This window comes from Streptodolium elevatio, assembly GCF_053592165.1.
In genome coordinates, this window is sequence record NZ_JBSFVE010000002.1 from 514350 (window position 1) to 535278 (window position 20929).

18 protein-coding genes and 2 riboswitches are annotated in these 20929 nt (G+C 72.6%); of the genes, 12 read left to right on the forward strand and 6 right to left on the reverse strand.

The annotated features are described in order from the left end of the window. Positions 1 to 2: 2 nt before the first annotated feature. Entirely contained in the window at positions 3 to 971 is a 969-nt protein-coding gene (locus ACWD12_RS06495) for a LysR family transcriptional regulator (protein ID WP_450098597.1), read from the forward strand. Here ACWD12_RS06495 and ACWD12_RS06500 read toward each other — a convergent pair. Together ACWD12_RS06500 and ACWD12_RS06505 are read right to left on the reverse strand one after the other, a co-directional pair. Next, on the reverse strand, positions 896 to 2578 hold the full coding sequence (locus ACWD12_RS06500; protein WP_450098598.1) for an MFS transporter: 1683 nt from the start codon (positions 2576 to 2578) through the stop codon (positions 896 to 898). The two genes, ACWD12_RS06495 and ACWD12_RS06500, sit on opposite strands and share 76 nt — an antisense overlap. 226 nt (positions 2579 to 2804) lie before the next feature. Beyond that, positions 2805 to 3599, reverse strand: a complete 795-nt coding sequence (locus ACWD12_RS06505; RefSeq protein WP_450098599.1) for a PhzF family phenazine biosynthesis protein — start codon at positions 3597 to 3599, stop codon at positions 2805 to 2807. Between ACWD12_RS06505 and ACWD12_RS06510 the strand changes: the two genes are divergently transcribed. Then, entirely contained in the window at positions 3598 to 4524 is a 927-nt protein-coding gene (locus tag ACWD12_RS06510; RefSeq protein WP_450098600.1) for an amidohydrolase family protein, read from the forward strand. The two genes, ACWD12_RS06505 and ACWD12_RS06510, sit on opposite strands and share 2 nt — an antisense overlap. 42 nt (positions 4525 to 4566) lie before the next feature. On the opposite strand, the gene ACWD12_RS06515 is transcribed toward ACWD12_RS06510, so the two are convergent. The 3 genes from ACWD12_RS06515 to ACWD12_RS06525 all read right to left on the reverse strand — a co-directional run bounded on the left by ACWD12_RS06515 (position 4567) and on the right by ACWD12_RS06525 (position 7892). After that, positions 4567 to 5103, reverse strand: coding sequence for a hypothetical protein (locus tag ACWD12_RS06515; protein ID WP_358357177.1), 537 nt, complete (start codon positions 5101 to 5103; stop codon positions 4567 to 4569). Positions 5104 to 5414: 311 nt separating this feature from the next. Then, positions 5415 to 6212 carry a CPBP family glutamic-type intramembrane protease gene (locus ACWD12_RS06520; protein WP_435839106.1) on the reverse strand — a complete coding sequence of 266 codons (798 nt, stop codon included), beginning with the start codon at positions 6210 to 6212 and terminating at the stop codon, positions 5415 to 5417. 201 nt (positions 6213 to 6413) lie between these two features. Next, positions 6414 to 7892 (reverse strand): glutamate--cysteine ligase, encoded by a 1479-nt coding sequence (locus ACWD12_RS06525; protein ID WP_450098601.1) that lies wholly within the window; start codon positions 7890 to 7892, stop codon positions 6414 to 6416. A 247-nt stretch (positions 7893 to 8139) separates the two neighbouring features. On the opposite strand from ACWD12_RS06525, the gene ACWD12_RS06530 reads away from it, so the two are divergent. The 7 genes from ACWD12_RS06530 (at position 8140) to ACWD12_RS06560 (ending at position 14526) form a co-directional block, all read left to right on the forward strand. Further along, on the forward strand, positions 8140 to 8982 hold the full coding sequence (locus ACWD12_RS06530; protein WP_450098602.1) for a polysaccharide deacetylase family protein: 843 nt from the start codon (positions 8140 to 8142) through the stop codon (positions 8980 to 8982). 150 nt (positions 8983 to 9132) lie between these two features. Then, positions 9133 to 10443: a hemolysin family protein gene (locus ACWD12_RS06535; protein ID WP_358357168.1), complete on the forward strand. Its 1311-nt coding sequence runs from the start codon at positions 9133 to 9135 to the stop codon at positions 10441 to 10443. Next, complete coding sequence (locus ACWD12_RS06540) at positions 10440 to 11426, forward strand: hemolysin family protein (protein WP_450098603.1); 987 nt, start codon at positions 10440 to 10442, stop codon at positions 11424 to 11426. The genes ACWD12_RS06535 and ACWD12_RS06540 overlap by 4 nt, the downstream gene beginning before the upstream one ends. Positions 11427 to 11857: 431 nt before the next feature. Then, entirely contained in the window at positions 11858 to 12466 is a 609-nt protein-coding gene (locus tag ACWD12_RS06545) for a hypothetical protein (protein WP_450098604.1), read from the forward strand. A 332-nt stretch (positions 12467 to 12798) separates the two neighbouring features. Beyond that, positions 12799 to 13374: an ECF RNA polymerase sigma factor SigK gene (gene sigK, locus ACWD12_RS06550; protein ID WP_450098759.1), complete on the forward strand. Its 576-nt coding sequence runs from the start codon at positions 12799 to 12801 to the stop codon at positions 13372 to 13374. Continuing rightward, on the forward strand, positions 13371 to 14144 hold the full coding sequence (locus ACWD12_RS06555) for an anti-sigma factor (protein WP_450098605.1): 774 nt from the start codon (positions 13371 to 13373) through the stop codon (positions 14142 to 14144). Before sigK ends, ACWD12_RS06555 begins: the two co-directional genes overlap by 4 nt. A 187-nt stretch (positions 14145 to 14331) precedes the next feature. Then, positions 14332 to 14526 (forward strand): DUF5999 family protein, encoded by a 195-nt coding sequence (locus ACWD12_RS06560; protein ID WP_450098606.1) that lies wholly within the window; start codon positions 14332 to 14334, stop codon positions 14524 to 14526. Positions 14527 to 14688: 162 nt separating this feature from the next. On the opposite strand, the gene gcvP is transcribed toward ACWD12_RS06560, so the two are convergent. Further along, on the reverse strand, positions 14689 to 17532 hold the full coding sequence (gene gcvP / locus ACWD12_RS06565) for an aminomethyl-transferring glycine dehydrogenase (protein WP_450098760.1): 2844 nt from the start codon (positions 17530 to 17532) through the stop codon (positions 14689 to 14691). 155 nt (positions 17533 to 17687) lie between these two features. After that, a riboswitch (glycine riboswitch) is annotated at positions 17688 to 17799 on the reverse strand. Between the two features lie 2 nt (positions 17800 to 17801). Then, positions 17802 to 17894, reverse strand: a riboswitch (glycine riboswitch). Positions 17895 to 18083: 189 nt separating this feature from the next. Here gcvP and ACWD12_RS06570 point away from each other — a divergent pair. The 3 genes from ACWD12_RS06570 to ACWD12_RS06580 all read left to right on the forward strand — a co-directional run bounded on the left by ACWD12_RS06570 (position 18084) and on the right by ACWD12_RS06580 (position 20895). Further along, positions 18084 to 18713 carry an NADPH-dependent FMN reductase gene (locus ACWD12_RS06570; RefSeq protein WP_450098607.1) on the forward strand — a complete coding sequence of 210 codons (630 nt, stop codon included), beginning with the start codon at positions 18084 to 18086 and terminating at the stop codon, positions 18711 to 18713. Between the two features lie 194 nt (positions 18714 to 18907). Beyond that, positions 18908 to 20038, forward strand: a complete 1131-nt coding sequence (locus ACWD12_RS06575; protein WP_450098608.1) for an ATP-binding cassette domain-containing protein — start codon at positions 18908 to 18910, stop codon at positions 20036 to 20038. Next, positions 20035 to 20895, forward strand: a complete 861-nt coding sequence (locus ACWD12_RS06580; protein WP_358363464.1) for an ABC transporter permease — start codon at positions 20035 to 20037, stop codon at positions 20893 to 20895. Before ACWD12_RS06575 ends, ACWD12_RS06580 begins: the two co-directional genes overlap by 4 nt. Positions 20896 to 20929: the final 34 nt, after the last annotated feature.

Consider the following 20929-nt stretch of genomic DNA (forward strand, 5'->3'; position numbering starts at 1 on the left):
GGATGGATCTCAACCTGCTGGTCGCCTTGGATGTGCTCCTCGACGAGGAGAGCGTCGGGGGCGCGGCGGCCCGGCTGCACCTGTCGGAGCCCGCGATGAGCCGCACCCTCGGCCGGATCCGCAAGGCCACCGGGGATCCAATCCTGGTCCGGGCCGGCCGGTCGATGGTCCCGACCCCGCGCGCGCTCGCCATGCGTGCAGAAGTGCGGACGTTGGTGGAGCAGGCGCGCGTGCTGCTCGGTCCGGTGGACCGGCCCGATCCGGCGACGCTGCGGCGGACGTTCTCGGTGGTGGCCAACGACGGCATCATCACGGCCATCGGCGCACCGCTGTTCGCCCGGGCGCGTGCCGAGGCGCCCGGTGTGACGCTGCGGTTCCTGCCCGAGCAGCGCACGGACACCCCGGTCCTGCGCGAAGGGGTCGCGGACCTGATCATCGGGTCGCCGTGGGACCTGGAGCCGGAGTCGCGGTCCGAACTGCTGGTCCAGGACCGGTTCGTCGGGGTGGTGCGCGCGGGGCATCCGCTCACCCGGGGCACGGTGACGGCGCGGCGGTTCGCCGAGGCCGAGCACCTGGTGGCGTCGCGCCGGGGCAGGCAGTCCGGGCCGGTGGACGACGCGCTGCGGGAACTGGGGCTGACGCGGCGGGTGGTGGGCACGGTCCCGTCGTACGCGTCGTCGCTGTACGTGCTCCTCGAGACCGATGCCGTGGGGATGGCGGCGGAGTTCATGTCGACCGGGGTCATCCGGGCTCTCGGCTTGCGGACGTTCCCCATCCCGCTCGACCTTCCCCCGTTGTCGCTGACGCAAGTGTGGCACCCGCGCCACGACGCCGACGGTGCGCATGCCTGGCTGCGTGCCCTGGTCCGCGGCGCCATCGGGGATGTCGTGGACGCTCATCGCGGGGTCGAGGCGCGGGGAGCCGCGGCGTCCGAATCCGCCGACGGGGCCGAGGCGCCGCCGGAGTTCTGACCGGACGTCCCCGCAGACGGCGTCGCAGGCGTCCCCGCGGACTTCCCGACGGACGTCCCTCCGGGCATCGCGCCGGCGGTGCCATCGGCCTTCCCCCGGGGGCCTGTTGTGCCGCGCGACCACAGCCACACCAGGGCGGTCGCGACGAGGACGATCAGGGCGACGACCCGGAAGCCGGTCGACATCGCGTCGGTGAACGCCGTGACCGTCCGATCGTGCACGTCGGGTCCGAGCCGGTCCGCGGCCCCGAGCGCCTGGCCGATCGAGTGTGCGGGTCCGGCGGCGTCCGGCAGTTCGGCGTCGAAGCGCGCGGCGAGTACGGAGCCGAAGACCGCGACCCCGAGGGCGCTGCCGAACTCCCGGGCGGCGCCGTTGAGTCCCGACCCGAGTCCGGCGCGCTCGGGCGGCAGTGCGGCGATCACGGACGTGGACATGGCGGGTCCTACGAGGCCGAAGCCGGCGGAGAGGGCGGTGACGTGCACGAGGTAGAGGGGGTACGGCGTACCGGCGTCCACGAGCGACATCAGGAACAGGCCGAGGGCGATGAGCAGCATGCCTCCGGTGGACACGGTGCGGGCGCCGTACCGGCCGACCAGGCGAACGCTGGTCCGGGTGCCGGCGATCATGCCGACGCCGAGCGGCAGGATCGCGAAGCCGGTCCTGAGGACGCTGAAGCCCTTGGCGTACTGCAGGTACTGCGCGTTGACGTAGAACAGCGCGAACAGCCCGACGAACGCCACGAGGATGCCCAGGACGCCCGCGCGGAGGCCGGGGCGGAGGAACAGGCGGGGGTCGAGCAGCGGTTCCGCGGCGCGCAGCCCGTGGCCGACGAACGCGGCCAGGAGTGCGAGGCCGAGGGCGAAGCCGCCGAGGACGCGGCCGGACGTCCAACCGAGGTCGGGGCCTTCGATGATGCCGAAGAGGACGGCGAGGAACCCTGTGACGAGGAGTACGGATCCGACCGGGTCGAGGGACGCGTGCGTGCGCGGCACCTTCGGCAGGGCGACCGCGGTGAGGACGAACAGCACCGCGCCGACGGGTGCGAGCACCGCGAAAAGGCCGCGCCAGGGCAGGTATTCGAGGACCGGGCCGCCGATGGCGTTCCCGAGCAGGCCGCCGATCCCGGTGGCCAGCGTCCAGGTGGCGATGGCCTGCGGGCGGCGGGCGGGAGCGGTCGCGTGGATGAGGATGGACAGTGTGGCCGGCATGACCAGTGCCGCGCCGGCGCCGGTGATGGCGCGGCCGACGAGGAGCACGGGCACGCCGGGGGCGACGGCCGAGACGGTGGCGCCGAGGGTGAAGAGTGCGAGCCCCGCGAGCAGCGCGCCTTTGCGGCCGAAGCGGTCGCCCACGGCGCCGGCGGGGATGAGGAGTCCGGCGAAGACGATGACGTACGCGTCGACGATCCACAGGAGTTCGGACGCGGACGGGTGGAGGCCGGAGGCGGCCAGGTCGGGGATCGCCAGGTTGACGGCGGCGACCATGACCATGACGAGTAGCACGGAGGCGCACGTGACGGGCAGCACCGCGCGGGCGCGCGGCGGCGGGCCGGAAGGTGTCGGGGACGGCGTGGCCGGGGGCGTGGCGGATGACCGGGTGGGTGGCACGGAGGGCAACCTCGGAGGAGTCGGATCGGTGCGGTGTGCGGGCCCTGGCACACCCCGTCTGGGGCGGCCGGGCCCGGGCACCGCTTCGTCGTCGTCCGGACCCTGTTCACGCTAGAGCCTCGGTGGCCTGATCTCCATTGCAACTTATGCAGTTGACACTTGCGTCAGACGCAACTGTGGGTGGAGCGGGCGGCGATCACGCGCCACGTGCGCACTCGCCGCGCGGTCAGACCGCCAATTCGCCGCGCAGGACCAGCACCGCGTCGCCGACCAGCGCCACGCGCTCGCCCAGCACCTCGACACCGACCGCGCCGCCGCGCTCGGACAGTTGACGGGCCGTCAGCCGGGTCCGGCCGACCCTCGGCGCCCAGTACGGGGCCAGCAGGCAGTGCGCCGACCCCGTCACCGGGTCCTCCGGGATTCCGACCGCGGGCGCGAAGACCCGCGACACGAAGTCCGTCCCGCCCTCGCCCGGCGCGGTCACCACGACGCAGCGGTACGGCAGGCGCGCGAGCGCGTCCAGGTCGGGCGCGACGCCGCGTACCGCGTCCGCCGACTTCAGTTCCACCAGCAGGTCGCCGCCGCCCCCGGCGACGGCCGCCACCGGCACGCCCAGGATCTCCGGCAGCCCCGCCGGCTCGGGCACCTGCTGCGGCGGGAGCATCGGGAAGTCGAGCACGATGCCGCCCTCGGGGAGCCGCCGTGCGGAGAGCACGCCGCTACGGGTGGCGAAGCGTACGTCGACTCCGGCAAGGCCCTCGGTGAACAGCACGTGCGCGCTCGCGAGCGTCGCGTGGCCGCACAGGTCGACCTCGACCGCGGGGGTGAACCAGCGCAGGTCCCAGTCGGCGTCGTCGCGCGTGCTCGGCACCAGGAAGGCGGTCTCGGCGTGCCGCATCTCGGCGGCGACGCTCTGCATCCACGCCGCGTCGGCGGCGTGCGCGGCGTCCGGCAGGCACACGCCTGCCGGGTTGCCGGAGAAGGCGGTGTCCGTGAAGGCGTCGACCACATAGATGCGCATGGCCCACAACCCTAAGCCGAACCCGATCCGCGCCGAGGACGACACGGTGCGGCGGCCTTGCACGGTTGCCGGTACCGTCGCGCGGGTGACCGGATTCGTCGACACCCACGTCCATGTCGTCTCGCCCGACACCGAGCGCTACCCGCGCACCGGCGGCACGGGCGACGGTACCGACTACTGGTCGGACGGCACCGCCACCGCCGAACACGTGCTTGGTGTGCAGGCGGCCGCGGGCGTTGACGAGTGCGTGCTGGTACAGGGCGTGGGGGCGTACGGGTACGACTGCCGCTACGTGCTCGACGCCGCCGCCGCGCACCCCGAGCGCACCCGCACGGTCGTCGCCGTCGACCCCGCCGACCCGGCCGCGCCGGACCGGTTGGCCGAGCTGACCGGCCGTCAGGGAGTGGTGGGCGTACGCCTGTTCGCGGTCTCCGGTGGACCCGGCCAACCGGTCCCCCGCTGGGTGGACGCCCCGCACACCGCGCGCCTGCTGGACACGGCCGCCGAAGCCGGCCTCACCCTCGTACTGACCGCGTTCGCCGACCACTTGGCGCACTTCGTGCCCCTGCTCGCCGCGCGCCCGGGCCTGACGGTGGCCCTGGACCACGCCGGGTTCCCGGACCCGGCCGCGGGACCCGACGGGCTCGGACCCGTGCTGGCGCTCGCCGAACTGCCCTCCGTGCGGCTGAAGATCAGCACGCACCTGTTCCAGTCGTACGCCCCGGACGACCCGGCCGACGTGGTCGACACCCTCGCGTCGGCCTTCGGCGACGGGCGCCTGCTGTGGGGTTCGGACCACCCGCAGACGCGCACCCCCGACTACCCCGGCATGGTCGCCATGGCCGAACAGGCTCTGCGGCATCGCCCGCCCGGTGCGCGCGAGGCGGTGCTCGGTGGCAACGCACGCGCGCTGTGGTGGAGTTGACCTCCGCCCAGGTCCGACCGATCCCGCCGACCAGTAGGCCGCTCAGCCGACCGCGGAGCAGTTGGGGACCTGGGTGATGATGACGCCGCCGGTGTCGAGCTGGCCGACGTGGGCGTACCCGACCTTGCCGCTGACGATGATGCGCGCCCAGGTCGGGTCGGCCTTGCCGTTGGTGTACTGCGTCTGCCCGGCGGTGTGGCAGACCACCATGACGCTGGTGCCGTGGTCGGCGCTCAGCACCGGTTTGCCCTTGGCCGATGCCTGCTTGTAGACGGCGAGCGCGAGGCGCGACCGCACGGTGCCGGGGACCGAGCCCGCCGGGGCGGTCGGCGAAATCGTCGTGGTCGCCTCCTCGGTCGCGGTGGGGTCGGCGTCGGCCTCCCGCGAATCCCCGGTCGAGGTGGTGCGGTTGTCCTCGCCGCCGCCCATCTTGACCACCATGAGGACGACGACCAGGAAGAACACGATCAGCAGCACGGGCGTGAGCACGCCCGGGCGCCGACGCGTCGACACCGTCCCGTCGGCCGCCGCCACCTCCCTGCGCAACCGCAACCGCTCGCGGATTCCGCCACCCAGCATGGGCCACCCCCAACAGAGCCGTACCGCCGGACCCGACACACCCTGCCGACACACCGCTGCCGGTGTCCGCGGCCGGCAGCGTGGCCCCCATCATCCCGTCCCCCACGACAGTTCCCCACCGCAGTTCCCGGGAACCGGTTCCCGGCCCGGCAAGCGCGAAACGGCGCAGCGTCCGGCGCTCGAATTCCTGCTGTCCCACCACGGCAACACCCGTGCCGCGTACGCGCGTGACCTCGCCGCCTGAGGCGCGTGGTGTGCGGGTGTCGGCGGCGACGTAGACGTCGACGTGCCGACGGTGCCGGCGGTCCGGCTCAGGGGGTGGGGAGCCAGCCGACTTTGCCGGCCAGGAGGACGTAGCCGACGAAGGCCACGATGTCGATGAGGGCGTGGGCCACCAGCAGGGGCATGACGCGGCCCCAGCGCTTGTAGAGCAGGCAGAAGATGACGCCCATGGCGAGGTTGCCGAAGAATCCGCCGATGCCCTGGTAGAGGTGGTACGACCCGCGCAGCAGCGAACTGGCCGCCACCGCCTTGGGGAACGACCAGCCGAAGCCCTGGAGCCGGTGCATCAGGTAGCCGAGGACGACGATCTCCTCGAGCGCGGCGTTCTCGATCGCCGACAGGATGAGGACCGGGATGCGCCACCAGACGTCGGGGAGAGTGGTCGGCACCACGGTGAGGTTCGCGCCCGACGCGCGGGCGCCGAGGTAGAGCGCGAGGCCGGTGCCGCCGATCGCCGCCGCGACCAGTGCGCCGCGGCCGAGGTCGAGGAGCCGCTGCCCGGCGTCGACGCCGAGGTCGCGCAGCGACTCGCGGTTGCGCATCATCAGGTGCGCGACCAGCAGCACCGGGACCAGCGACGTCGCGATGTCGAACAGCTGCCAGGCGAGGTCCAGCCACGGCCGGCCGGGTGCCGCGGAGCGGTTGAGCACCGCGGACTGGTTGGCCAGCCCGCCGGGCCGGGTGATCGAGCCGATGAACGAGATCAGCGCCGAGACCGCGGAGGCGCCGAGCGACACGGCGAGCACGAGCCAGACCTCGTCGCGCAGGATTCGGCGGCGCGGCGGCAGCGCGCGGTCGGCCCGCTCGGGCTGTTCTTCCGTGATCACCGGGACAATGTATCCGCGGCGGGGACACGGCCGGATAAAGAGTCGGGCGCCCGGTTGCCGGGTCGACGGACCGCCCGCGCCCACTCGGCCACCGCACCCGGCCGCCCGCACAGCCACCGCATACAGCCACCCCGCACAGCCGCCGCGCACAACCGCCCCGTACGGCCGGGCTACCTGCCCGGCCGTACGGCCCGCGGCCGGTCAGTCGACCGGCCAGGTGTGGACGGGGGTGCCGCCGCGCATGTGCTCGGCGTACCGCAGGGTCATCGCCCGCAGCGCGCCCAGGCGGTCCAGGCCGAGGCGGTCGCGGAAGTGGTGGAACGTCGCGCTCTGCCACGCCGCGCCGTTGGTGCGGCGCAGACAGCGCTGCTCGATGATGCCGAGGTACTGCTCGCGCTCGCGGGCGTCGATGCCCCACGCCTCCAGGCCACGGTGCGCGCGCGGCAGGAGTTCGCGCAAGACCAGTTCGGTGACCGGGACGCGGCCGAGCCCCGGCCACACCAGTTCCGCTTCGATGCCGTGCCGGGCGCCGCCGTGGAAGTTCTCGGTGGCCTGTTCGAAGGACAGGCTCTTCCAGACCGGGAGTTCGTCCTCGACGAGGGAGCGTACGACGCCGTAGTAGAAGGCCGCGTTGGCCAGGATGTCGTCGACCGTGGGGCCGGCCGGCAGGACGCGGTTCTCCACCCGCAGGTGCGGCTTGCCGCGGGCGACGTCGTAGACCGGCCGGTTCCAGCGGTAGATCGTGCCGTTGTGCAGCTTGAGTTCGCGCAGGTGCGGGACGTCGCCGCGGTCCAGCGCCTCGAGGGGGTCCTCGTCGTCGCAGATGGGCAGGAGCGAAGGGAAGTAGCGGACGTTCTCCGCGAACAGGTCGACCACCGAGTCGATCCAGCGCTCGCCGAACCAGGTGAGCGGGCGTACGCCTTGGGCGATCAGCTCCTCGGGCCGGGTGTCGCAGGACTGCTCGAAGAGGATGGGCCGCGTCTCGCGCCACAGTTCGCGGCCGAACAGGAACGGCGAGTTGGCACCCAGCGCGACCTGGACGCCGGAAATCGACTGCGCCGCGTTCCACGCGGACGCGAAGTTGTCCGGTGTGACCTGGAGATGCAGTTGCACGGACGTGCAGGCGGCCTCGGGGGCGATGCTCGACGACGTGGTGACGAGCCGTTCGATGCCCTCGATCTGGAGCTGGATGTCCTCGCCGCGGGCCATCAGGATCTGGTCGTTGAGCAGGGTGTAGCGCGGGTTGTGCGAGAGGTTCTCCAGCACCATGTGCGCATCGGTCAGGGTGGGCAGGATGCCGATCATGACGATGTGCGCCCCGGATTCACCGGCCTTGCGGTCGGCGTAGTCGAGGCTGGTGCGCAGTTCCTCGGCGAGTTCGGAGAACACCGGCCCGGCGAGACGGTGCGGCGGGATGTTGACCTCGATGTTGAACTGCCCCAGTTCTGTCTGGAAATCGGGGCTCGCGATGCGGTCCAGCACCTCGTCGTTCACCATGCACGGCATGCCGTCGCGGTCCGCGAGGTTCAACTCGATCTCCACGCCCATCAGTTTGCGCGGGCTCTCGAACCGGCCTTCGGCGAGCAGCCGTTCCAGCGTTTCCAGGCACCGCCGCAGCTTGTGCCGGTAGCGCTGGCGATCGGACCGGGTGAACTCGATTTGGTCGACTTTCTCCCCCATGGGAGTCCTCCCCGTCGAGTCGGTGCCGCGCATCTCCCGGGAACCGCACGCCCGAGCGCCGCGTCACCCCTGGCGACGGGTCACCCGGCCAGGTGTGACGCCTACTCATGGATGCCTCTTCCCGGCTGATTTCGCGATCACTAGGGTGTGTGCGGCCTCGGTGGCGCGTCCCTCCGTACACCGGCGCACCCGCGCGCCGGGTCGGGGGCGGCACGGCGCTTTACCACGTACCACCTGGGGGTTAGCCGTGTCCGTTGTGCCGGTGCGCAATGCGTCGTTCCAGGCCGCCGTCGTGCTGCTGGCGGTTTTTCTGTGCGGGTTCCTGGTGTGGACCGCGAGTGCGGACACCGCCGCACCGCGTACCCACGCCGGCCCGCGGCCCACCCAGGACGATGCCGGGCAACCGCCGGAAGTGGAAGGGTCGTTCGAGGGGGTGACCACGCCGCCGACCGCTCAGTCGCCGGCGGCGACGCCGGGTCCCAAGGTGCCGACGCTGCTCCAGTCGAAGACGGGCCGGACGGATCCCGGCAAGTGGGTCGCGCTGACGTTCGACGACGGGCCGTGGAACACGTACACCCCGCAGGTTCTCGGCATCCTGAAGCAGTACGGCATCAAGGCAACGTTCTGCGTTGTCGGCAACCAGGCCAAGGCGCTTCCCGGCCAGATCCGCGAGATCGTCGCGCAGGGGCACACGTTGTGCAATCACACGATGAGCCACGACACCGAGATGCCGGCGCGCACCCCCGAGGAGATGCGCGCGCAGATGCAGCAGACGCTGGACGCGATCCACGCGGCGGTCCCGGGTGTCCCGGTGCCGTGGTACCGCGCCCCGGGCGGCATGTGGTCGGTGCAGGTGCAGGAGGTCGCGGCGTCGCTGGAGATGCGGTCGCTCGGTTGGACGGTGGACACGCTCGACTGGCGTAAGCCGGGCGTCGACAAGATGATGCAGACCGTGCACAGCCAGCTCGGCCCCGGCGGCGTCATCCTCATGCACGACGGGGGCGGCGACCGCACCCAGAGTGTGGAGTGCCTGCGCAGGCTCATACCCGAGTTGCTCGCGCAGGGCTACCAGTTCACCGTGCCGGTGTAGCCGTACGGCGTGGCGTGGCGTGCCCCGGGATGCCCGACCGACGACGTACCCTGACCGGGCGGTGCCCCCGGCGGGCACCGTCGGGGGCCCGCCTCGGCGTCCCCGGACCGTGGCCGACCGAGGAGACCCGCGATCGACGTCGCGCTGCCGTTGCTGCTGCTCATAGTGCTCATCGCGGGGAACGGCATGTTCGTCGCCGCCGAGTTCTCGCTGATCACCGTGGAGCGCAGCGAGGTCGAGCAGCGGGCCCGGTCGGGTGACAAGAGCGCGAGACGCGTCCTGCGGGGCCTGCGCACGCTGTCGTTCCAACTCTCCGGCGCGCAGCTGGGCATCACGATCACGTCGCTGGTCGCCGGGTACGTCGCCGAGCCCGCGCTCGCGCCCCTGCTGGAGCCGGTCATCAGGGCCATCCCCGGCGTGGGCGACTCCGTGGCACGGCATGTCAAGGCGCCGCTCGCCCTGGTGATCGCCGCGGCGGTACAGATGGTGCTGGGCGAACTGGTGCCGAAGAACGCGTCGATCGCGCGCCCGTACGGGGTGGCCGCGGTCGCCGGGCCGTTCCAGACCGCTTTCTCGACGGCGTTCCGGCCGGTCATCACGTTCCTCAACGGCTCGGCGAACTTCTTCGTGCGGCGGCTCGGCATCGAGCCGCAGGAGGAGCTGGGGTCCGCCCGTTCGGCCGAGGAACTGACGCAGTTGGTGCGGCACTCGGCCCGCGAGGGGGCGTTGCCGCAGGGGACCGCGCAGGTGCTCGACCGGGCGCTGCGCTTCTCCGGCAAGCAGGCCGCGGAGGCGATGACGCCGCGTACCGACGTGGTCTGGCTGCCCGCGTCGGCGACCGTGGCGGACCTCATGGCGGCGGCCCGGGACAGCGGCCACAGCCGGTTCCCGGTGCGCGCCGCGAGTCTGGACGAGGTGACCGGCGTCGCGGTGGTGCACGACGCGTTCACGGTGGCGCCGCGGCGGCGTGCGGCCACGTCCGTAAGCTCCATCGCCCGCCCGCCCGTGCTGGTCCCGACTTCGCTCAACCTGGACCGCGTCGTCGAACGCCTGCGCGAGGCGCACACGCAACTGGCGGTCGTGGTCGACGAGTACGGCGGCACGGCCGGGGTCATCACCGCCGAGGACCTCGCCGAGGAACTGGTCGGCGACCTGGCCGACGAACACGACCCGGCGGACGAGCCGGACGCCCCGCCGGCGGCCGCGGCCCGCGGCACCGCACCTCTGCGCCTGTCCGGCCTGCTGCGAGCCGACGAGGTCGAGGAGGCCACCGGCTGGCGGATGCCGGACGGCGACTACAGCACGCTGGCCGGGCTTGTACTCGCGCACTTGGGGCATGTGCCGCAAGTGGGCGAATGGGTGGACGTGGACGACCGGCGCGTGATGGTGGCCGCGATGGACCGGCACCGGGTGGACGAGGTGGAGATCGCCCGGCTCGGCGGCGCCGAGGACGCGGTGTGATCGGCCAACTCGCGCTGTCGGTCGTCCTGCTGCTGGCGAACGCGTTCTTCGTGGGCGCCGAGTTCGCGCTGATCTCGGCCCGGCGTACGAAGATCGCTCCGCGGGCCGAGGAGGGCTCGCGGCGGGCCCGCATTGTGCTGCGCGGCATGGAGCAGGTGTCGGTGATGCTCGCGGGTGCGCAACTGGGCATCACCGTCGCGTCGCTCGGGCTCGGCGCGGTCGCCGAACCGGCGCTGGAGCACCTGCTGGAGGCGCCGTTCGAGGCGCTGGGCATCCCGCACGGCGCGGTCCGGCCGCTGGCCTTCGCGGTGGGGCTCGCGTTCGTGGTGTTCTGCCACATGGTGCTCGGCGAGATGGTGCCGAAGAACATCGCGCTGGCGGGTCCGGAGGAGTGCGCGCTGTGGCTCACGCCGCCACTGTGGCTGTTCTCTCGCGTCACCGCCCCCGTGCTGTGGGTGTTCCAGCACGTCGCGAACGGGTTCCTGCGGATCGCGCGCGTCGAGCCGGTCGACGAGGTGCGCAGCGTCTACACGGCCGAGGAACTGCCGGCGGTGCTCGCCGAGTCGCGCGAGCACGAACTGCTCGACCACCGGGGGCACCACCGGCTCTCCGCGGCTCTTACCTTCCAGTCGCGCACCGCCGGTCAGGTGATGCGGCCCTGGGCGGAGGTGCGCACGCTGCCGGGGCCGGTGACCGGGCGGGCCCTGGAACGCGCTTCCGTCGAGACCGGCCGGTCGCGCTTCCCGGTGGTCCGCAACGGCGGCGTCGAGGGGTATGTCCACGTGCACGACACCCTCGACCGCGGCCCGGACGACACGGTGCCGGTGTACCCGCTGCTGGCGGTGGACCGCGAGACGACCCTGTCGGCGCTGCTCGGCCGGATGCGGACCGGGCGGACCCACATCGCGCTGATCCGGGACCCGGACGAGGGCATCGCGGGGCTGGCGAGCCTGGACGACGTGCTCGCGGGCTTCCTGGCCTGAGGCCGGTCGTCGCGGGGCGCGGGCCCGCGTCCCCGGACCGACGGACCCGACTCCGCGTATCCGGCCCCGCACGGCCCGCAGGAGCCGCACGACCCGGGCCCGGATGGCCGGATCGTACGGGCGGTCGCAGGGCGTGGAGCCTTTCCGTCCCCGTGCGCCCCGTGCGCTCCCTTCACGCGCCGCTGACCGGCGAAAACCCCGCATACAGGTGGTCGGCGGCCACCATTCGGAACGATCTGTCCTCAGTTCGTTACTTTTCGCAGCCATTCAAGTACAATGCGCTGACCGGCTTGTACGGTCGGTTCCTGCATTGCGCGGCGCAGCACCCGCCCGGCCCGGACCGGCACAGCGGCATTTTTCGATCCACGCCCAGCCTCGATCCACGCCCCGCGGCGTGACAACGGACGCTGCATCAGAAATGAGGCGGTCTCATGGTTCTGCGTGTGCCCGAAACACCCGAGCACGCCCGGGCGGCGGTTCGTGCGGTGCTCGACGCACCGCATCGGCGGCCGGCGCCCACGCAAGCCGGCACCGACGAGCCCGACGCCCCCGGTTCGCCCGACGCGGACACCCATGCCCCGTTCAGCGCGGTCTGCCCGCACCGCATGTTCGAGATCGACCTGTCCGACCTGGCCGAGGGGCGGGGCCTCGACACCGCACGCCCGGTCGGCTGGCGGTGGCTCGTGCACGACGGCGCGCACACCATCGGCGCGGTCGAAGTCGCCGACGTCGGCGGCGGCCACCCCGTCGCGCGGTTCACCGAGGGCCCGTTCACCACGTGCACGGACGCGGCGGTGGCCACCGTACGCACCCTTCCGCAGATCGAACGCGGGTACTACGAACTGCGATTACTGCACATCCCCGGCCTCTACACGGTCGCGCTCTGGCTCGCCGACCTCGTCGGCTGGCAGGACCTCCTGGTGCCCCTCGCCCCGGCGCCTCCCGGCGTGCAGCCGCTCCGCCCCTATCCCGCCGAGGAACTGGCCGCCCTTCTCGGCAGCCGGGGCCGCCGCCTCGCCCCCACCGCCCCGCAGCCCTGACCCGGACGGGCACCCGGCCCGCCTCCCCGGAACGGGTCCGGGAATCTCGCCCGCCGACCAATCCGCCCCGCCCCCGGCCGCGAACACCCGGTGAACCACGAGCGGGTCCGCGAGGGCCCGGGCAACGGACCGCACCCGACAGCACCCCCGTCACCGCCCCCTGACGGTCCGTCACCCGGCCCTCGCCGGCCGCCGCCGGCCTCGCCAGCTACCGGACAGGGGTGCACGATGGCAACGACGCTGAGCGCCAGGCGCCCACCGCATGCGGGAGTCGCCGTGTCGGAGCCGCCAAACGCACCCCGGCGGGGGCGACAGTGCGCGCACTGAGAGGGATGCGGGCCGCGGGCGAACCGGCGGCCGAATCGTCGCTGGAGGGCCTGCTCGCGCGCGTGGCGCGCGGCGACTCCGCGGCGTTCGAAGAGGTGTACGTACGGGTGTCGCCCGTGGTTCTCGGTGTGGTCCTGCGCGTCGTGCGCGACCCCGCGCAGTCGGAGGAGGTGGCGCAGGAGGTGCTGGTCGAGATCTGGCGTACCGCGTCGCGCTACGACCCCGAACGCGGCAGCGCCAACGCCTGGGTGTGCACGATGGCGCACCGCCGGGCCGTCGACCGGGTGCGGTCGGCGCAGTCGGCGGCCGACCGCGAGGAGCGGGCCGGGCGCCGGGACGGCTCCCCCGCCTACGACGCGGTGGCCGAGGAGGTCGAAACGCGTCTGGAGCGCGAGCAGGTGCGGCGCTGTCTGGCGTCCCTCACCGAGTTGCAGCGCGAGTCCATAACTCTCGCCTACTACGGCGGCTACACGTACCGTGAGGTCGCCGAACTGCTGGACGTCCCGCTGGGCACCGTGAAGACGCGGCTGCGGGACGGCCTCATACGCATGCGCGACTGCCTGGGGGTGACCTCGACATGAACCACCCCCTCGGCCCCGCCCGGCGCGGTTCCGGCGACGGAGACGACGCGCACGCGCTGACCGGGCCGTACGCGGTCGACGCGCTGGATCCGGACGAACGCGCCCTGGTGGAACGCCACCTGGAGTCGTGCCCGGCCTGCCGGGACGAGGTCCGCGAACTGCGCGAGACGGCCGCGCGGCTGGCCGCCGCCACCTCGGTGCCCCCGCCGGACCGGCTGCGGTCGCGGGTGATGGCCGAGATCGGCACGGTACGCCAGGCCCCGCCCCGCAACGTGGTCCCGCTGCGCCGCGCCGGCCTGGCCGCCGGCACCCGGCTCCCGTGGTTGACCGCCGCCGCGATGTTCGTCGCCGCCGTCGTCCTCGGCACGCTGCTGGCCGACGCGCGCGGCGACCGCTCCGACGCCGGCACCCGGGCCGCCGACCGCATCGCGGCCATCGTGACCGCCCCCGACACGCGCACGGCGACGACAAGCGACGGCGGAATTTCCGCCACCGCGCTCGCGTCGCGCGCACGCGACGAGGCTCTGGTAGTGACCGGCGGGTTGCCCGCACCCGATGCCGCACATGTCTGGCAGGTGTGGTTCATGACCGACCGCGAGGTCCGCCCGGCCGGCCTGTTGGACGACGTTTCCGCCGGTCAGGACGCTGTCCGGCGGCTCGTCGCGGAAGGTCTGGGCGACGCGGCGCGCATCGGGGTCACGCTCGAACCCGCAGGTGGGTCATCCGCACCCACCACCCGTCCCGTCGTGATGATGACCCTCCCGGTGTAAACGGCATGGCGCGGTCGGGTGAGAACTCGGTAATTCGCTGCGGGGGCCTCGCGCGAGGCGCAGGATGGGACCAGACACGAGTCAGGTCGTGTCACTGCATGGGAAAGCGCACGACTCCCGCATGGCCGGTCGGCAAGCGCCCGGCCCGAACGCGACGCATGGCGTCGATCACCGAGAAGGTACGAGGATGTGCCAGCACCAATCGCAATGCCCGCCGGCCGACAGCCCTGACCGGGAGGCCGCGCACGTTGTCGCGGCCCACCCGGAGCAGGGATGGAGTCTGCTGTGCAATGGCGTGGTCCTGTTCGAGGACACCGGGGAGATCCTGCCGGACGGGCGGCTGATCGCACCGCACCGGCCCCGCGTCCGTCTCGCCGCCTGAGGGGGCCTCAGGCGACGGGCAACGGCGCGGATCCCGCGCGAGGTCCCCGTCGGGGACGCACGAGGGCGGCCACCGGGTTCGGTGGCCGCCCTCGTGCGTGCCGTTGCCGGGCCGTCCGCGCCGGCTCGTGCGCCGCCGCGCGCCGCTCGCGCGGACGGATCGTCAGTGCTGGTACGCCTCCACCGACGGGCACGAGCAGACCAGGTTGCGGTCGCCGTACGCGCCGTCGATGCGCCGCACCGGCGGCCAGTACTTGCCGGCGGGCTGCACCGTCCCCGGGAAGGCCGCCTCCTCGCGCGTGTACGAGTGCGCCCACGAGTCGCCGGCCACCATCGCCGCGGTGTGCGGCGCGTTGCGCAGCGGGTTGTCGTCGGACGGCAGCTCACCCGAACCGACCCGGTCGATCTCCGACTTGATGGCGATCATCGCGTCGCAGAACCGGTCGATCTCGCCCAGGTTCTCGCTCTCGGTCGGCTCGATCATCAGCGTGCCGGGCACCGGGAACGACATCGTCGGGGCGTGGAAGCCGTAGTCGATCAGGCGCTTGGCCACGTCGTCCACGGTCACGCCGGTCGCCTTGGTGATGCCGCGCAGGTCAACGATGCACTCGTGCGCGACCAGCCCGCCCGGTCCGGTGTAGAGCACCGGGTAGTGCGGGGCGAGCCGGCGCGCGACGTAGTTGGCGCCGAGCACCGCGACCTGGCTGGCGCGCTTGAGGCCGTCGGGGCCCATCAGCCGGATGTACGCCCACGAGATGGGCAGGATCGCCGCCGAGCCCCACGGCGCCGCCGAGATCGGGCCGACGCCGGTCTCCGGGCCCGCGGTCGGCTGGAGCGGGTGGTTCGGCAGGTACGGCGCCAGGTGCTCCCGCACCGCGACCGGCCCGACGCCGGGGCCGCCGCCGCCGTGCGGGATGCAGAAGGTCTTGTGCAGGTTCAGGTGCGACACGTCGGCACCGAACTTGCCCGGCTGGGCGAGGCCGACGAGAGCGTTGAGGTTGGCCCCGTCGACGTACACCTGGCCGCCGGCCTCGTGGACCAGCGCGCACACGTCGCCGATGTGCTCCTCGAACACGCCGTGCGTCGAGGGGTAGGTGACCATCAGGACCGCGAGGCTGTCGCGGTGCGCGTCGATCTTGGCGCGCAGGTCGTCGAGGTCGACGTCGCCGTTCTCGCCGGTGCCGACGACGACCACGCGCATCCCGGCCATCACCGCGCTTGCAGCGTTGGTGCCGTGCGCCGACGAGGGGATGAGGCACACGTCGCGGCCGGTGTCGCCGTTGGCCAGGTGGTACGCGCGGACCGCGAGCAGGCCCGCGAGTTCGCCCTGCGAGCCGGCGTTCGGCTGGATCGACACCTTGTCGTAGCCGGTGACCGCGACGAGCGCGTCCTCCAGGCCGTGGATCAGCTCCAGGTACCCGGCCGCCTGGTCGGCCGGCGCGAACGGGTGGATGTTCGCGAACTCCGGCCAGGTGACGGGCTCCATCTCGGCGGTCGCGTTGAGCTTCATCGTGCAGGAACCGAGCGGGATCATGCCGCGGTCGAGCGCGTAGTCCTTGTCGGCGAGGCGCCGCAGGTAGCGCAGCATGTCGGTCTCCGAGCGGTGCGCGTGGAAGACCGGGTGGGCCAGGAACTCGTCGGTGCGCAGCAGCGCCTGCGGCAGCGCGTCGGGGGTCTCGGCGTCCAGGGTCGAGACGAGGTCGCGCAGGTCCGCCGCGGTCCCGGCGGCGGCGTTGGGCGCGAACGCCCGCCACACCGCGGCCAGGTCGTCGCGCGTGGTGGTCTCGTCGCAGGTCACCGACACGTGGTCGGCGTCCACGCGGTGCAGGTTGACGCCCTCGGCGCGGGCGTTCTGCACGACCGCGTCGGCGCGGCCCGGCACACGGGCCAGGACGGTGTCGAAGAAGTCCGCGTGCACGACCTCGACGCCGTCGCGGCGCAGTCCGGCGGCCAGGACGGCGGCGTAGCGGTGGGTGCGCCGGGCGATGTCGGTGAGGCCGTCGGGGCCGTGGTAGACCGCGTACATGCCGGCCATCACGGCGAGCAGGACCTGCGCGGTGCAGATGTTGCTGGTCGCCTTTTCGCGCCGGATGTGCTGCTCGCGGGTCTGCAGCGCGAGGCGGTACGCCTGGTCGCCGTCGGCGTCGACGGACACGCCCACGAGCCGTCCCGGCAGCGAGCGCGCCAGCTTCTCGCGGACCGCGAGGTATCCGGCGTGCGGTCCGCCGAAGCCCATCGGCACGCCGAAGCGCTGCGTGGTGCCGACCGCGATGTCCGCGCCCATCGCGCCGGGCGAGGTGAGCAGGGTGAGGGCCAGCAGGTCGGCGGCGACCGCGGTGAGCGCGCCGCGCGCGTGCGCGTCGGCGACGAGCGCGGTCAGGTCGCGCACGAGGCCGTCGGCGCCCGGGTATTGCAGGAGGACACCGAAGAACTCGCCCTCGGGGAGTCCGCCCGAGGTGTCCGCGACGACGACCTCGATGCCCAGCGCCTCGGCGCGGGTGCGCACGACGGCGATGGTCTGCGGCAGGCACGCGGCGTCCACGACGAACACGTTGCTCTTGGCCCGCCCCGCGCGGCGTGCGAGCGTCATGGCCTCGGCGGCCGCGGTCCCCTCGTCCAGCAGCGAGGCACCCGCGACCTGGAGCCCGGTCAGATCGCACACCATGGTCTGGAAGTTGAGCAGCGCCTCCAGACGGCCCTGCGAGATCTCCGGCTGGTAGGGCGTGTAGGCGGTGTACCAGGCCGGGTTCTCCAGCACGTTGCGCAGGATCACCGGCGGCGTGTGGGTGCCGTGATAGCCCAGGCCGATCATCGGGCGCAGCACGGTGTTGCGGGCCGCGAGGGCGCGGAGCTGGTCGTGCACGGCCGCCTCGCTCACCGCCTCGGGCAGGTCGAGCCGGTCGAGGGTGCGGATCGCGCCCGGTACGGCGGCGTCGGTCAGCTCGTCGAGTGAGCCGAACCCGATGTGCGCCAGCATCTTGGCCTGCTGGTCGGCGTCGGGGCCGATGTGCCGGCCGGTGAACGGGCCGGCGGCCTCGAGCGCGGTGAGGCTGCCGGGGCCGGACGGGCGGGGCGACGACGAACGCGACGACGAGCTCACAGTGGAGGCCCTCCTGAAGATGCGGAGAAGGTCACGCGGGTACGCGCGGCCTAACGGCCTCCCCCTCTGTCATCGGTACCTGAGAGCTTCACCCGCGCCGCCGCATCATCTGCGGGCCGGGGCTTTCACCGTCGGTGAGTCCCGCCGTCGTGCACGGAACTGCTTTCCAGAGTGCCCATGGCCGCGCGGTACGGGTGCCTGAGAGATTCCGGGGAGGGGTTGCTCCTTCGGCGCCCGGATCGAGGTCCGGACTCTCCCGCGTGGCTTTCGGTGCAGCTTCAACGCTATCAGTGCGGGATCGCGTACGGGATCACGCGCGGCGGACAAGATCGCGCGATGCCGCGGGACCCGCGAGACGCGGTCTCGCGACCGCCGGACTCCGTCTCGCGCCTCACCGGTGAGAGCAGTGCAGGAGAAGCAGTCCAGAGGTAGTGGGCAGGCAGGGAGAGGAGGGCCCGATGAGCGACCGGGAGTACGGCGTCCCCGAGCACGCCGCGGGCACCGGCGGCGACCTCGCAGGCGGGGACCGGGACGTGCCGCTGCGCGTGGCGGTGATCGTGGGCAGCACCCGCGAGGGCCGCGTGGGCGACCGGGTGGCCGGGTGGATCGCGGATCTGGTGGGCCGGATCCCGGCCCTCGAGCCGGTGGTCGTGGACCTGGCGGACTTCGTGTTCCCGGCCCGGCTGCCGGAGCGGCCGAGCACCGACATGCTGGGCTTCGTGTCCGCGGTCGGCGACGCGGACGCGTTCGTCGTGGTGACGCCGGAGTACAACCGCAGCTACCCGGCGTCGCTCAAACAGGCGATCGACTACGTGTACGACGAGTGGCGCGCCAAGCCTGTCGGTTTTGTCTCCTACGGTTACAAGGCACGGGGCCTGCTGGCCGTGGAGCACCTGCGGCAGGTCTTCGCAGAACTCCACACCGTCACGATGCGCGACGTGGTCGCGCTCGACCTGGCGGCGGTCGCGGACCCGGTTGGCCCCGCCGACGGCGACGCCGAGGCCGCCGCGAAAGCACTCCTGGACCAGCTCGTCTGGTGGGGCACGGCACTGCGCGAGGCCCGCGCGGCCAGGCCCTACGTCGCATGACCGCCGGCGCCCCGCGCGGCTATCACCGAGGCAGGGCGCGAACCACCCCCGGACTTCCGCAGATTTGTCGGGCGCGGACCGATGAGTTCCCCGGCCGGCCCCGGTCCAAGACATCGAGGGAACGGCCCGTCGAGACCCGCAGAGACCCGCAGCGACCGCACCGCGGCCCGCACGAGACCCGAAGAGGACACACCATGACGACGCACTCCCCCGGCCTGGCGATCGAGACGCAGGGGCTGGTGAAAGTCTTCGGCACCAACCGCGCCGTCGACGGCATCGACCTGCGGGTCCCCGCCGGCACCGTGTACGGCGTCCTGGGCCCCAACGGCGCCGGCAAGACGACGGCCGTGAAGATGCTGGCCACGCTGCTGCGCCCGGACGACGGCGAGGCGTACGTCTTCGGCAAGTCCGTGATCCGCGAGGCCGACGCGGTCCGCAGCCGGGTGAGCCTCACGGGCCAGTACGCGTCGGTCGACGAGGACCTGACCGGCACCGAGAACCTGGTCCTGCTGGGCCGGCTGCTCGGTCATCACAAGAGCTACTCGCGTTCCCGGGCCGCCGAGCTGCTGGAGGTGTTCGGCCTGACCGCCGCGGCGGACCGCCAGGTCAAGACGTACTCGGGCGGCATGCGGCGGCGCATCGACATCGCCGCGAGCATCCTCAACACCCCCGATCTGCTGTTCCTGGACGAGCCGACCACCGGTCTCGACCCGCGCAGCCGCAACCAGGTCTGGGACATCGTGCGCGCGGTCGTCGCGCAGGGCACCACGGTCCTGCTCACCACCCAGTACCTGGAGGAGGCCGACCGGCTCGCCTCCCGGATCGCGGTCATCGACCACGGCAAGGTCATCGCGGAGGGCACCCCCGGCCAGCTCAAGTCGTCGGTCGGGGCGGGGTCGATCCATGTGCGCCTGCGCGACGCGGACCAGCGCGAGGAGGCAAAGCGCCTGCTGGTCGGCGCGCTCGGCTCGTCCGTGCAGCTGGGCTCCGATCCGGTGGCGCTGACCGCGGCGATCCCGGGGCACGGCACCGACCTGGGGGCGGCCGAGGACGCGGCCCGCGCGCTGGCCGAACTGGCCCGCGCCGGGATCATCGTCGACGACTTCTCGCTGGGCCAGCCCAGCCTGGACGAGGTCTTCCTGGCCCTGACCGAGTCCTCGGTGCAGACCGGCGGTACGCACCCGGACAGGGCCGACCACACGGCCGACCGTACCTCCGACCGCACGTCCGACCGCACCGGGAACGGCGGCGGGAGCAACGGCGGCAGCGTCAACGGCAGCAGCAACGGCAAGAGCGGCGACATCGTGAAGGAGTCGGCAGCATGAGTACCGTCGTCACCCCCACCAAGGACGTCGACGCCGACGTCCCCGCGCCGGTCGTCGCGGAGGACCTGGCCGCGGTGTTCGCCACCAAGGAGCGCCCGTCGCGGCCCGGCCCGCTGTCCGCGTCGGTGACGTTCGGCTGGCGGGCCATGCTCAAGATCAAGCACGTCCCCGAGCAGCTGTTCGACGTGACCGCGTTCCCGATCATGATGACGCTGATGTTCACGTACCTGTTCGGCGGCGCGCTCGCCGGATCGACCAGTGAATACCTGCAGTTCGTGCTGCCGGGCATCATGGTCCAGAGCATCGTGATGATCACGATGTACACCGGGGTGTCGCTCAACAACGACATCGAGCGCGGCGTGTTCGACCGGTTCCGCACGCTGCCGATCTGGCGGCCCGCGGCTCTGGTCGGCATGATCCTCGGCGACCTGCTGCGCTACGTGCTGGCCTCGACGGTCATCATGGCGGTCGGCCTGATCCTGGGCTTCCGCCCGGACGGCGGCGTGCTCGGCGTGCTCGCGGGCATCGCGCTGCTGGTGGTCTTCTCGTTCGCGTTCTCGTGGATCTGGACCATGTTCGGCCTGCTGTTGCGCAGCGAGAAGTCGGTCATGGGCGTCAGCATGATGGTGTTGTTCCCGCTGACCTTCCTCAGCAACGTGTTCGTCGACCCGAAGACGATGCCGGGCTGGCTCCAGGCGTTCGTGGACGTCAACCCCATTACGCACCTGGTGAGCGCGGTGCGCGACCTGATGGACGGCGACTACGCGACCACCGAGACGCTGTGGGTGCTGCTGTTCTCGGCGGCGTTCGTGGCGGTCTTCGGGACGCTGACGATGCGCCTGTACAACCGCAAGTAGCCGTACCCGCCCGCCCCCGCCGGTTCGTGACGAG